Source organism: Pseudomonas sp. Irchel s3b5 (assembly GCF_900187435.1).
In the GTDB taxonomy this organism is placed as follows: Bacteria; Pseudomonadota; Gammaproteobacteria; order Pseudomonadales; family Pseudomonadaceae; genus Aquipseudomonas.
In genome coordinates, this window is the sequence record NZ_FYDY01000021.1 from 88,343 (window position 1) to 101,167 (window position 12,825).

A 12,825-nucleotide genomic window follows, 5' to 3' on the forward strand; every position below is an offset into this window, starting at 1 on the left:
AATGAGTCACCCCTCACAGTTCACCTTGCTGCGCACCCGGCGCTTCCTGCCGTTCTTCATCACTCAGTCGCTGGGGGCATTCAACGACAACGTCTTCAAACAGTCGTTGATCCTGGCCATTCTGTACAAGCTGACCATCGAAGGGGATCGCTCGATCTGGGTCAATCTGTGTGCGCTGCTGTTTATCCTGCCGTTTTTTCTGTTCTCAGCCCTGGCCGGGCAGTTCGGGGAAAAGTTTGCCAAGGACGCATTGATCCGCCTGATCAAGCTCGGTGAGATCGCCATCATGGTGGTCGGTGCGGTCGGCTTCCTGTTCGATCACCTGTCGCTGATGCTGGTGGCGCTGTTCGCTATGGGTACCCACTCGGCACTGTTCGGGCCGGTGAAGTATTCGATCCTGCCCCAGGCCTTGCGGGAAGATGAGTTGGTGGGGGGCAACGGTCTGGTGGAAATGGGCACGTTCCTGGCCATTCTGGCCGGCACCATCGGCGCCGGGATCATGATGTCGTCGGGTCATTACGCGCCCATCGTTTCCACCGCGATCATCGGCATCGCCGTGCTCGGTTACCTCGCCAGCCGCAGCATTCCCCGGGCCGCAGCCGCTTCGCCGGAAATGCGCCTGAACTGGAATATTTTCAGTCAGTCCTGGGCCACGTTGAAACTGGGGCTGGGGCAAACCCCGGCCGTGTCACGGTCGATTGTCGGCAACTCGTGGTTCTGGTTTGTCGGGGCGATCTATCTGACGCAGATCCCGGCCTACGCCAAGGAGTGGATGCACGGCGACGAAACCGTGGTGACGTTGATCCTGACGGTGTTCTCGGTGGGCATTGCCCTGGGTTCGATGCTCTGCGAGAAGCTCTCCGGACGCAAAGTCGAAATCGGATTGGTGCCCTTCGGATCGTTTGGCCTGACCGTGTTTGGCTTACTGTTGTGGTGGCATTCCGGTGGGATTCCGGACAGCGCCACGGGGCATGGCTGGATCGAAATTCTCGGCTTCGGCCACACCTGGCTGGTGCTGTTCGACATCCTTGGGCTCGGCGTTTTCGGTGGTTTCTATATTGTGCCGCTGTATGCACTGATCCAGTCGCGCACCGCCGAGAAGGAGCGCGCGCGGGTGATTGCCGCCAACAACATTCTCAACGCGTTGTTCATGGTGGTTTCGGCCATTGTCTCGATCGTTTTACTGAGTGTCGTCGAGCTGTCGATTCCGCAACTGTTTCTGGTGGTGTCGTTGCTGAACATCGGCGTCAACGCCTACATCTTCAAGATCGTCCCCGAGTTCTCCATGCGTTTCATGATCTGGCTGCTCAGCCATTCCATGTACCGCGTGGAACATCGCAATCTCGATCTGATCCCCGATGAAGGCGCGGCATTGCTGGTGTGCAATCACGTGTCGTTCGTCGATGCCCTGTTGATCGGTGGCGCGGTGCGTCGGCCGATTCGCTTTGTGATGTACTACAAAATCTACAACCTGCCGGTGCTGAATTTCATCTTTCGCACGGCCGGGACGATTCCGATCGCGGGGCGTCACGAAGACATCCAGATCTACGAAAAAGCCTTCACCCGAATTGCCCGGTATCTGAAGGATGGCGAACTGGTGTGCATCTTCCCTGAGGGCAAACTGACGACTGATGGCGAGATCAGTGAGTTCAAGGGCGGCCTCACGCGGATTCTCGAGGAGACGCCGGTGCCGGTGATTCCATTGGCCTTGCAGGGGTTATGGGGGAGCTTCTTCAGCCGTGATCCGGGCAAGGGATGGTTTCGTCGTTTGTGGTCGCGGGTGACATTGGTGGCGGGGCCGGCGGTGGCGTTCGAGGTGGTAGAACCGGTGAAGTTGCAGGCATTGGTCGGTGAGTTGCGCGGGGCAGTCAGATAATAGGTGTCTGTGCGGACCTCATCGCTAGCAGGCTAGCTCCCACAGGGGAATGCATTCCAATGTGGGAGCTAGCCTGCTAGCAATAGCGTCAGTGGCCTAAGCGCTGACCTTGAGCCCAACCAGCCCCGCAATGATCAACGCCACACTGGCCAGCCGAAACAACGCCATCGACTCGCCAAACAGAATGATCCCGGCGATCACCGTGCCGACAGCACCGACACCGGTCCAGATCGCATAAGCCGTGCCCAGCGGCAATTCCTTCATGGCCAGGCCCAGTAAACCAAGGCTGATGGCCATGGCCGTAACGGTCAGCGCAGTGGGGACCGGGCGACTGAAACCGTCGGTGTATTTCAAGCCGACGGCCCAGCCCACTTCGAACAGACCGGCGAAAAACAGAATGATCCAGGACAAGAGAGACCTCCATCGATTGACGGGGTCGTCCCCAGATTAATGACTCGATTGAGCCGCGAGGTCGTCCTCGCGTTGCGCAATATAGTGCCCAGCATTAACCGGGGGATCAAGTTTGCAAATCAGTCAGTCGCCTGCCGGGTTGCGACTTCACGATCTTCTTTTTCGCTCATGCGGCGGAAATACGTCGAGAGCAGTGCCCCCGAAATATTGTGCCAGACGCTGAACAGCGCGCTCGGCACCGCCGCCAACGGCGAAAAATGCGCACTGGCCAAAGCAGCGCCCAATCCGGAGTTTTGCATGCCGACCTCCAGTGCCAGGGATTTGCGCTGAGCCAGCGGCAGCTTGAATACGCGACCGGTAAAGTAACCCAGCAGGTAGCCAAAGCTGTTGTGCAACATGACGACCGCCATGATCAACAGACCGGATTCGGCGATCTTCGCCTGGCTGGCGGCGACCACGGCCGTCACGATGATCACGATGCTGACCACGGACACCAACGGCAATACGTCCACTGCATGACGAACCTTGTCGCCGAGCACACGCTGGGCAACCACGCCCAACACGATTGGCAGCAGGACCACTTGCAGGATCGACCAGAACAGCTCCATGAACGAGACCGGCAACCAGGCCGAGGCCAGCAGCCAGATCAGCGCTGGTGTGAGCAACGGAGCGAGGAGGGTGGTGACCGCAGCGATGGCCACCGACAGCGCCAGATCCCCGCGCGCCAGCCAGGTCATCACGTTGGAAGACGTACCGCTCGGGCAGCACCCGACCAGAATCACGCCGACCGCGATTTCCGGTGGTAAATGAAAAGCCTGGCAGAGTAACCACGCCACACCGGGCATGATCACAAAATGCGCAACCACGCCCAGCGCCACACGCCACGGATGGCGCGCGACTTCGGCGAAGTCTTCGAGTTTGAGGGTCAGGCCCATGCCGAACATCACCAGCCCCAGCAAGGGCACGATGGCGCCTTTGAGGCCGAGGAACCATGCCGGTTGCAGGAAGGCCACGACGGCGAAAATCAGAACCCAGTAAGCGAAAGTGTTGCCGACAAAGCGACTTAAAGCAGCCAGTGCGCGCATGGCTTGTTCCTTATTAGAGTGAAAGCGTTAGGGAGCTAAGCATACGCGGCTTACAAAAAAAGATCGCAGCCTGCGGCAGCTCCTAGAGGAATCAGGTCAATCCGCATTATTTGCGGCCAACCGAATCAACGTAGGAGCTGCCGAAGGCTGCGATCTTTTACAGGCATCGCCAATCAGTGCATTAAATGCCCTGCGGCGTCTCTTCCCCACCCAACGCCTCAACCAGCGCCGGCAGGAAGTCGCCGAAGGTCAGCATCATCAGGGTGAAGCTGGCGTCCAGCTGGCCGAGGGCTTCATCGCCACCGTCCTGTTCCGCCTGATCCTGCAACAGGTCTTCGAACTTCAGGCGCTTGACCACCATTTTGTCGTCGAGCACGAACGACAGTTTGTCCTGCCAGGCCAGCGACAACTGAGTGACCACTTTGCCAGTGCTGAGGTGCAGCTGGATTTCTTCGCTGGTCAGGTCCTGACGCTTGCAGCGCACAATGCCGCCGTCTTCGTGGGTGTCGCGCAGTTCGCACTCGTCCAGCACAAAGAAGTCGTCCGCGGCTTTCTGGGTGGTGACCCATTCGGTCATGGTCGCGGTTGGAGACATTTTTACGGTCAGCGGACGTACCGGCAGGGTGCCGATCACTTCACGCAGGGTGGACAGCAGGTCTTCAGCGCGTTTCGGGCTGGCCGAGTTGACCAGGATCAGACCCTGTTTCGGTGCGATGGCAGCGAAGGTCGACGAGCGGCGGATAAAGGCACGAGGCAGGAAGGCCTGGATGATTTCATCCTTGATCTGATCGCGTTCCTTCTTATAGACCTTGCGCATTTGCTCGGCCTCGATCTCTTCGACCTTTTCCTTGACCGCGTCACGCACGACGCTGCCCGGCAGGATGCGTTCTTCTTTGCGAGCGGAAACCAGCAGGAAGTCGCCGCTGACATGCACCAGCGGAGCGTCTTCGCCTTTGCCGAACGGCGCGACGAAACCGTAGGTGGTCAACTCCTGGCTTGCACATGGACGCGCCAGTTTGGTGGCCAGTGCAGTTTCCAACGCCTCGGCATCAACAGGCAGATCTTGGGTCAGGCGATAGATAAGCAGGTTTTTGAACCACATGGGGTAAGTCTCTCCTTATATGCAAAGGGGGGCATTATTGTCTTCGCCGTGCCATAGGCCAACCCTTCTCTAAGCCTTTGGAAGGCCTGAGAAAATTATTTAAAAAAGTGCTTGCCAGAGGTTGGGTCGCTCCGTAGAATGCGCGCCACACCGAAGCGAAGGGTGATTAGCTCAGCTGGGAGAGCGTCTGCCTTACAAGCAGAATGTCGGCGGTTCGATCCCGTCATCACCCACCATTCGTTCAAGTGTTACGCGCAGCGGTAGTTCAGTCGGTTAGAATACCGGCCTGTCACGCCGGGGGTCGCGGGTTCGAGTCCCGTCCGCTGCGCCATATTCGGTAACCTGGAACGCTGAACGCCAGGTCACCACGGAAAAGCCCGCTAACGCGGGTTTTTTTCTGCTCCAAGTTTGTACGTTGTTCCTGCAGGTCGCGTTGTTTCACCGGTTTTTAGATTTATTTGAAAAAAACTTCAATTAAATCAACACTTTATAAAAACCTGTGGCATAATGTGCCCCGCAACGAAGGTAAAGGGTGATTAGCTCAGCTGGGAGAGCGTCTGCCTTACAAGCAGAATGTCGGCGGTTCGATCCCGTCATCACCCACCACTTACTTTCAACGCTACGCGCAGCGGTAGTTCAGTCGGTTAGAATACCGGCCTGTCACGCCGGGGGTCGCGGGTTCGAGTCCCGTCCGCTGCGCCATATTCGGTAACCTGGAACACTGAACGCCAGGTCACCACAAAAAGCCCGCTAAATGCGGGCTTTTTGCTGTCTGGCGTTTGGCTTTTTTGTAGGCGCGAGCTTGCTCGCGAAAAACTCAAGGCCGACGCTAGGCCTCTGGATTAAGCGTTTTCGCTCCACCCTTCGCGAGCAAGCTCGCTCCTACAGGATTACTGCCCGCCATTGCGCGCATGCCGGTAATCGCTGACCGCTTCGTAAACCGCTTTGCGCAGACGGTTGATTCCGCCAATGGGCCGGTGGGCCTCAATGCCAAACCAAGGGTTGAACGACTGGTTATCGCATTGCAGGTTCAGCGCCGGGGTGTCGAAATCCTGCGCGGGCACGTTGATGCGTGCGACGGTCTCGAACGGTACATCGCTTTCTTTCCACTCGATGCTCGTGTCCTCAATCGGCATGTACTTGTTCGCATCCTGGCGCTGGATCTGCAGAACGAAACAAGCCGGTACTCGATCGGTTGACAGCTGTTGATTCAGGGCGCTGCGCAGGAAGTTCGGCAGATTGCGGTTTTGCTCCGCAAGGCTGTAGACCGGGCAGTTTTCCGGGTCGGGCATGACCCGAAATTTGGCGTTGGCCTCACCGAACTTATAGGGCGAAACTGAAAAGTAGGTGGTCTGCGTCGGACTCGGTGGAGCAGGGGTCAGCGTCGCCAAGGCGATAAACAGATGCCGAACTTGCCAGCTGCGTGGATCCCAGCCGGGAAAGAACGCCATGATTTTCTTGCCATCTGCCTGAGCGGCGACGTTCTGACGATACTCGGCGACATCGCTGACAAAGAAATTCGGATGGCTGAACATCACGAAATCCTGTTCGCCCCGCCCCGGTTGATCGGTCAGCAATTGTTTCCCCGGCACATCGAGCAGTTTGATCGCCATCCCTCGGGCATCGCGAATGCTGTCGAACTGGGGATACGCGTTGCCGTTGGACAAGCGCATCGTCGCTTGCCAGGTTTTGCCCGGTTCGCTGAAGACACCTTGGCGCAGCTCGCTCGGCAGTTCCGCCAGAACCTGGACTTCAGCTTTCACGCAGCCGTGGGCTTTGGCGTGGGCGTCACGCAGATAGCGGGTGCTTTCTCGGTGTTGGTCAACGATGCGTACAGCTGTCTGGATGACGTCTTGGGTCATCGCCGCTTCACCGTCAGGAATCAACTCCTGCGCCGAAACCGGTCCGCGATGCTGCCAGACATACCAGGCACTGCTCAGGGCCCAGGCGAGCAGCCCGAGAGCAACCAGCCACAGCAGCAATTTGCCGAGAAAAGCGCCCAGACGCAGCCAAAGTGTTTTCAGCATGGGAAACTCCTTTTGACGATGGTCGGGGGTCATGGCAGTTGCGCTTCCAGCGGACCGCCCAACACTTTCAGATACTCCAGCAGTGCCCAGCGTTCTTCTGGCTGCAGCCAGCGACCGATCACGCCATTGCCGCGTTTGCCGGCGCGGAACTCATGACCGCTGTTGTGATTGCCGGTGATCCTTGTGTCGAACACGAAACCGTTGGTAAAGGCTTCTGTGCGATACCCCAGATGCCTCGGGTCGTACTCGAATGTGCCTTTGTAGAAAGAGGTCGAGCGTTCATCCTGGGGCGACAGCAATTGATAGAGGCTGGGTACCGAGCCGTTGTGCAGAAACGGTGGTGTCGCCCAGACGCCTGCCAATGGGCGGGCCTTGTAGGCGCGCAGTTCGCGCACACCGATCGGCAAGCCGAAACCGTCCATTGCAGGTCGCTCGGCGGGGGTGATGTTGGCCTCGCGGTAGGCCCGGTTCGATACAAATGCCGTGACGTAAGCCAGCCCTTTGGCGACGGACATTTTGCTCATGTCCAGTGGTTCGGTGGGTTTTGGCTCAACGTCCAGTTCCGCCAACTCTGCCTGATTCCATTGCAATGGCGTCAGGTCGAAGCGGTGGTCGGCAATGTTGTTGGCTGCCGTCGGGTCGGTACCGATGGCGTCCACGGGGAGCATTTTCAGGTGTTGCACCTGTCGTCCTTCGCCTTGGGTCGTGCGCGGAACGTGGCAGCCTGCACAGGTCTCGGCGAACAGCGCGCGACCCTTCGCCGCCAGCGGTTTGTCGACTGCCCCTAGCAGATTTTCCGGCCAGGCCGGTGGCGCGAGTCGTTGCAGGGTTTCTTCGATCAGGTGCAAATCGCGTACGCGAACGCTGGAGGGATAACGCGTTTCGCCCATCAGCGGCTGACCGTTCTTGTCGAAGAAATTCAGCGTGGCGCCGACACCTAATGCCTCGCCGATGTTGCGGGCCATGGGTTGTTGTGCCGAGCCGTTCCACTGCACCCAGTCAAACGTCCACATGCTCCACAGTTGCGGATAATCAACCGGGGCGTTGGCTACGCGGTAGTTGGCGGGGGAAATCGCATCACCGAAACTGGCGTTGGCAATACGCCCGAACGCGTCGGTGCGACCTGGGCCTTCTTCGGTCGGATAGAGCCCGCGATGGGTGTCGTTCCAGGCGACTTTCAAGAAGGTGTCGAGTGAGGATTTGAATGCTTTGCGCAGTTCCTTGTGCCGAGCGTCGTAGTCCTGACCCAGTACGTTGCGTGCGAAACGCTCGAATTTCCACGGGTTGTAATATGTCGAGGTCAGACTCGCTACAAGGGCTTGTCCGAAACTGCCTCCTCTGAGCGTAGGAACACTGGAAGGCAGGACATGTTGCGCCGAGCCCCCGTCGATGCGCACGGCTTGGCCCTGGAATCGCAATTCGCCGGTATGGCAGGCCGCACAGGTGATATCCAGAAACATATCCGTATTGTCTGGATTCTGGTGGCGGGAAAAGCCTACGGGGAGGTTGCCGGGGTTGTTCTGCGTCGGTTTTTGGTTGGGATCAACCAGAAAGCCGAAGCGGGCGAGGTATTCAGGCGAGGCAAATCGTTGTTGCGAAAAGGGCAGTTCGAGGGCAGTGAACCAGTCGTAATGCAACCCTTTGACTTGGGTGCCCTGAGGCGTGAAGTAGTAGGTTTCGCGGTCGGTGGCACTCCATTGCTCCAGGTAATGCACCTGCTGCACGGGCGACCAGGCCGGTAGTTTCGGGTTGGCGACGTAATAGAGCACCACTGCAAGAACGAGTCCGAGCAGGACTGCCAGCAGAGCCAACAGGCGGAAAAATAGGCGCAAGATGACCATCCTTGTCGAGTTATCTTTCGTTTATGCCTGAGTGTCCACGGAGCGGCAAGAGGCCATTACGCCAGATGCTGTAGGTTCAGAAATTGCCTACAGGGGAGAAAGATAAAAGAAGCTTCATCGCCAGATTCCTGAAAAGCGTTTAAACACCTGAACTTATCAGAGGTTTCCAGCTCTCATGCCGGTAGCCATTGGTCGTGGCGGCCTGATAAGCTCGCGGCTTTACTCGATTGCCCTTTAGGCGCATGAACAAGGAAATAGCATGAAACAGCATCGGTTGGCGGCGGCGGTAGCCCTGGTTAGCCTGGTACTCGCGGGTTGTGACTCGCAGACCAGCGTAGAGCTGAAAACTCCGGCGCAAAAAGCTTCCTATGGCATTGGCCTGAACATGGGCAAGAGCCTGGCTCAGGAAGGCATGGATGACCTGGATTCCAAAGCTGTCGCCCAGGGCATCGAAGATGCCGTCGGCAAGAAAGAGCAGAAGCTCAAAGATGATGAACTGGTTGAAGCGTTCGCCGCGCTGCAAAAGCGTGCTGAAGAGCGTATGGCCAAAATGAGCGAAGAGTCGGCAGCCGCCGGCAAGAAATTCCTCGAAGAAAATGGCAAGAAAACCGGCGTGACCACTACTGCATCGGGTCTGCAGTATGAAGTCGTCAAGAAAGCCGACGGCGCTCAGCCTAAGCCGACTGACGTAGTGACCGTTCACTACACCGGCAAGCTGACCAATGGCACCGTATTCGACAGCTCCGTCGAGCGCGGCAGCCCGATCGATCTGCCAGTCAGCGGTGTGATTCCGGGTTGGGTAGAAGGCCTGCAACTGATGCACGTTGGCGAGAAGTACAAACTGTACATTCCTGCTGACCTGGCATACGGCGCGCAAAGCCCAAGCCCGGCGATTCCAGCCAACTCGGTGCTGGTATTCGACCTGGAACTGCTGGCGATCAAGGATCCGGCAAAAGAAGACGCCGCTGCCAAGTAATCAGCGACTGCTTCAAGAACAACGCCTCGCTTATGCGGGGCGTTGTTGCATCTGGCGTTCGGTACGGGTAAACAAAAGCGAACAGATGCTCCAGGCGGCAGTCATAGCCAATGTAGACGGTGGGGGTAGCCGCGTCGGCCTGCCAAGTCAATGAAATTATGGGATTTTTTGGATGGGCAAAAAACGCCCGATCTGAGCCGAGCCCTTGTGAAACGGGGCTTCCAGCCCTGAAAATCAGCTCTGTTCACAAGGTTATCCACAATTTGTGTGGATAACATTTCAACGGGAGGAATGATGAAAACACCCTGGAGTTTCGCTCGTTTCCTGCCGCTGGCTGGGCGCTTGCTGGCACGCGGGCGTTTGCCGACTTTGTTGTTCGCTGTTGCCAGCAAAGGCGCTAGCGAAGGCAATCGCCTGGGTAAAATCAAGGACGACCTGCGCCTGTTGCAGGCACTCTGCCTGGCTTATTGGCGAGGTGAATATCGAGCCATAAGCCCAAAGGCACTGGTCTCGGTCGTCGCAGGCTTGATGTATTTCCTCAGCCCGGTGGATGCGATTCCGGATTTTCTTCCCCTCTTCGGCATGATCGATGACATCGCCGTGCTGGCCTGGCTGATGAAGGTTCTCGACGATGAACTCAACGCCTTCCGTGCCTGGCGCAAGCGTCAGATGCCCGAGAAGCTTGCGGTAGTCGAGCGTTTGCCTGACACCCCGGCACAACTGCACCTTCAAGGCCCGAAAAAAAACTGAATTCGATGCCGTCTCGCCCACAGATTGATGCCCCTCGCGACCTTGGCCGCTGTTAGGATTACACTTCTAGGGAAAAGTGCCGACTCGCTAAGTGTTGTTGTCCTACGGGGTAGTCATGGATATTCAGATAATTACACGCGAAGGCGAGCCCGAGTATGCGGTTCTGCCATGGGCTCAATATCAGGCGTTGTTGAAAGCGGCAGGCATCAAGGAGCAACCGTCGCCTGAAGCCGCGAAGCTTCAAGCAGCAGCACCCGATCAGGTTCTTCCGGGGCTGGATCAATTACGCAGTTTGCGCGAAGGGAAGGGCATCGCCATCGAGGCGCTGGCCCGCACGGTAGGCATCAGCCCGTCTTACCTAGCCATGATCGAAAGTGGCGAGCGCCTGCCCGACGCAGCGATTCGCCGCAGCCTGGCCTGGGAGTTGACGGTGCCTGGGTGGAGGGATGAATCGTGAGCGTACGCATCAGTCGTCAACATTGGGATGGATTGCTGGGCGAACTGGATCAGGCGCGTCGTCAGCGCCATCTTCTGACTTATCGGGCGTTGCTGGAACGTTTGCAGTTGCCGACCCCGGCCATGCAAACCCTGACGGCGGCCCTTGAGCATCTGGCTGCACTCGACGCCCGGGCCGAACAGCCGTTGCGCAGTTCGCTGGTGATCAGCCAGGGAGCAAGCCGTTTACCGCGTACCGGGTTCTTCGAGTGTGTTGAGCGCCTGGGGCGTTTTTCCGGCCCGTCCGACGGTGTTGCCGCGGCATCCTGGCATGCCTCGGAAGTGGTGCGGGTATTTGAATACGAATACCCGGAATCGGCAGAAGCCTGAGTGTTTCTGCAATTGAAGACGCGAGTCGGTTACTGGCTCGCTCGCCGGCTGTTTCACTGGTCGTGGTTTGTCCGTCAACCGCGCGGCTGGAGTTGGCTTGAAGGCCAGTTCGCACTTATGGCCAACCTGGGCGATGTCGGCGCTCAGAGCTTCTATGGGCACATCCTGACGTTTCGCGGCGTTGGCCTCGGTGCTCGTGAGGAGGGCGTGCGCTTGTTGCGCCTGGCGGCCTTGGCGGGCGATGGCAAGGCGGCGTATCAGATCGGCGTGATCAGCCTGGCGGGAACACCGAGCAGGGCGCCGGATCCTGCTGAAGCGGCACGGTTCTGGACCATCGCGGCGAAAGCCGGACATCCATTGGCGCCGATCAAACTGGAAGAATTGGCTTCCCGCAACGCTACAGGTTTCACGGACTCGTCTGACAAATCGACCTGATGTGAGAGCGGTCCCTACGCCACGTTTCTCCTTTAGCGAATCGCCCTACAGCAACATCATCCTTTCCTGACTTCTTTCCTCGCGGATCCTCCGCAAAGTCCCTCGCACTCATTTTTCTGTGCGAGGGAGTGTTCATGCTTGCCCCGGTTTTCCTTGAATTCTCCCGCTGTGCGGTGCGCTGATGGATCAGATCGCCCGCATCGAGCAAGAGCTCGACCATTTCCCACAGACCCTGAACCTGTACCGCGAACAACTCGGGCGCTTCCTGAACCGCACTACCGACAAGGTCAGCCACGCGCTGGACCTGCCCTCGCTGATGGGCATGGAACGGGTGATCAAGTTCGGTGATAGCAGCACGGTGGTCAGCAGCGGTGACGAAGATTTTTTCTCGACGGTGGCGCAGTGCCCGCAAAGTGGCCCGCTGCTGATCGAGAGCAAGTTCGAGTCGGTGTACGACATTCCGCTGGGGAACATTCAGGTCGAGGTGGTGGCGCAGGAGGGAGGCGAGCGGACCGTCATCACCCTGGATGAACAGGGGCGAGGGCAATTCAGCGGCACGCCGGGCAAGTTTTATAAGGTGCATGTCCAGCGTCAGGTCACCCCGGAGCAAGTCGGTGAGCTGTTCAAGTCTTACGCTGCACTGACCCAGTCGCTGGAAGGCTGGTTGCGCTATGAGTGGGCGGGTTTCAAGCCGCAATGGTCGCAGTCGGGTGTTGCCGCGGCCGGTAATGGGCTGCTGGCCGGAGGTTGGACGGCGATTATCGGGGTGTGGGACCGCCTCGGTGAGCTCTCGGAAATCCTCCAGGATCCGCACAAGTTCGCCGAGCGCCTGGGCAGTGGCGCGGGTCAGCTGGCCGATCTGGCGCAACAGTTTCCGGCGACGATGGCCAGGCTGCAACTGCTGGCCAGCGACGAAGCCGCGATGTGCCTGCTGCTGCGCGCCAGCAGTCTGTGGCTGGAAATGCTGCCGCCGAGCCTGATGGCCGGGCAAGCCGCCGAGACGCTGGCGGTCGTGGTGGTGGATCTGCTGATTGATTTGTTGATCGGCGTCGTCCTCACCTTCACCGCGGCCGGGGCGGGGATGGCCTATCTGGCGATGCGCCTGGCGCGCTACGGCGCCCGGTTGGTGAGCGCCGTTCAGGGTTTCGTCAAAGCGATCTTCGGCCTTATCCAGCAGTTCCTCGGCTATGTCGATCGCTACAAAACCGTCGCCGCCCGCGGTGTCGCGGCGGGCCTTAAAAAAGGCCGGATGCAACTGCGCTGGAATGCCAAACGCAACACCACGCTCAAGCCAAACGAACACCACGAGGATGCCCCGAAACAGGCCACCAACCCCAACGGCGACAGCGCCGACACCGTCGATAACACCGCCACCAACAAATGCCCGGTGTCGATGGTCACCGGCGAAGAACTGCTGACCCTCACCGACGGTACGCTCGACGGCATTTTGCCGTTCGACTTCACCCGCCTCTATCGCAGCAGCGCCGTCGAACTCGA

12 protein-coding genes and 4 tRNA genes are annotated in these 12,825 nt (G+C 58.6%); 11 read left to right on the top strand and 5 right to left on the bottom strand.

Translation table 11 applies throughout. The annotated features are described in order from the left end of the window. Position 1 precedes the first annotated feature (1 nt). Complete coding sequence (locus CKW15_RS20255; RefSeq protein WP_095061679.1) at positions 2 to 1,876, top strand: MFS transporter; 1,875 nt, start codon at positions 2 to 4, stop codon at positions 1,874 to 1,876. A 96-nt stretch (positions 1,877 to 1,972) separates the two neighbouring features. On the opposite strand, the gene sugE is transcribed toward CKW15_RS20255, so the two are convergent. From sugE to rdgC, 3 genes are all read right to left on the bottom strand, one after another. Further along, positions 1,973 to 2,287, bottom strand: coding sequence for a quaternary ammonium compound efflux SMR transporter SugE (gene sugE, locus CKW15_RS20260; RefSeq protein ID WP_095061681.1), 315 nt, complete (start codon positions 2,285 to 2,287; stop codon positions 1,973 to 1,975). Positions 2,288 to 2,406: 119 nt separating this feature from the next. Then, positions 2,407 to 3,372: a bile acid:sodium symporter family protein gene (locus tag CKW15_RS20265; RefSeq protein WP_095061683.1), complete on the bottom strand. Its 966-nt coding sequence runs from the start codon at positions 3,370 to 3,372 to the stop codon at positions 2,407 to 2,409. A gap of 181 nt (positions 3,373 to 3,553) precedes the next feature. After that, complete coding sequence (rdgC, locus tag CKW15_RS20270) at positions 3,554 to 4,474, bottom strand: recombination-associated protein RdgC (protein WP_007969735.1); 921 nt, start codon at positions 4,472 to 4,474, stop codon at positions 3,554 to 3,556. A 160-nt stretch (positions 4,475 to 4,634) separates the two neighbouring features. On the opposite strand from rdgC, the gene CKW15_RS20275 reads away from it, so the two are divergent. The 4 genes from CKW15_RS20275 to CKW15_RS20290 all read left to right on the top strand — a co-directional run bounded on the left by CKW15_RS20275 (position 4,635) and on the right by CKW15_RS20290 (position 5,176). After that, positions 4,635 to 4,710: transfer RNA gene (locus CKW15_RS20275), tRNA-Val, on the top strand. Between the two features lie 18 nt (positions 4,711 to 4,728). Further along, a tRNA-Asp gene (locus CKW15_RS20280) sits at positions 4,729 to 4,805 on the top strand. A gap of 199 nt (positions 4,806 to 5,004) precedes the next feature. Beyond that, positions 5,005 to 5,080, top strand: a tRNA-Val gene (locus CKW15_RS20285). Between the two features lie 19 nt (positions 5,081 to 5,099). Continuing rightward, a tRNA-Asp gene (locus tag CKW15_RS20290) sits at positions 5,100 to 5,176 on the top strand. Positions 5,177 to 5,364: 188 nt separating this feature from the next. On the opposite strand, the gene CKW15_RS20295 is transcribed toward CKW15_RS20290, so the two are convergent. Together CKW15_RS20295 and CKW15_RS20300 are read right to left on the bottom strand one after the other, a co-directional pair. After that, positions 5,365 to 6,501: a catalase family protein gene (locus CKW15_RS20295; protein ID WP_095061685.1), complete on the bottom strand. Its 1,137-nt coding sequence runs from the start codon at positions 6,499 to 6,501 to the stop codon at positions 5,365 to 5,367. Between the two features lie 29 nt (positions 6,502 to 6,530). Further along, positions 6,531 to 8,333 carry a di-heme-cytochrome C peroxidase gene (locus tag CKW15_RS20300; protein WP_095152624.1) on the bottom strand — a complete coding sequence of 601 codons (1,803 nt, stop codon included), beginning with the start codon at positions 8,331 to 8,333 and terminating at the stop codon, positions 6,531 to 6,533. A 268-nt stretch (positions 8,334 to 8,601) separates the two neighbouring features. Between CKW15_RS20300 and CKW15_RS20305 the strand changes: the two genes are divergently transcribed. From CKW15_RS20305 to CKW15_RS20330, 6 genes are all read left to right on the top strand, one after another. Further along, on the top strand, positions 8,602 to 9,318 hold the full coding sequence (locus tag CKW15_RS20305) for an FKBP-type peptidyl-prolyl cis-trans isomerase (RefSeq protein WP_095061687.1): 717 nt from the start codon (positions 8,602 to 8,604) through the stop codon (positions 9,316 to 9,318). Positions 9,319 to 9,612: 294 nt separating this feature from the next. Further along, the gene (locus CKW15_RS20310) at positions 9,613 to 10,068 is read left to right on the top strand and encodes a YkvA family protein (protein ID WP_095061689.1); all 456 of its coding nucleotides are present in this window, start codon (positions 9,613 to 9,615) and stop codon (positions 10,066 to 10,068) included. Between the two features lie 115 nt (positions 10,069 to 10,183). Next, positions 10,184 to 10,525, top strand: a complete 342-nt coding sequence (locus CKW15_RS20315; RefSeq protein ID WP_095061695.1) for a helix-turn-helix transcriptional regulator — start codon at positions 10,184 to 10,186, stop codon at positions 10,523 to 10,525. Next, positions 10,522 to 10,893, top strand: a complete 372-nt coding sequence (locus CKW15_RS20320; RefSeq protein WP_007898892.1) for a hypothetical protein — start codon at positions 10,522 to 10,524, stop codon at positions 10,891 to 10,893. The genes CKW15_RS20315 and CKW15_RS20320 overlap by 4 nt, the downstream gene beginning before the upstream one ends. After that, complete coding sequence (locus tag CKW15_RS20325) at positions 10,894 to 11,328, top strand: sel1 repeat family protein (protein WP_095061691.1); 435 nt, start codon at positions 10,894 to 10,896, stop codon at positions 11,326 to 11,328. A gap of 181 nt (positions 11,329 to 11,509) precedes the next feature. Then, positions 11,510 to 12,825: DUF6531 domain-containing protein (locus CKW15_RS20330; RefSeq protein WP_256583247.1), on the top strand; the 1,316-nt coding region annotated here is incomplete at its 3' end.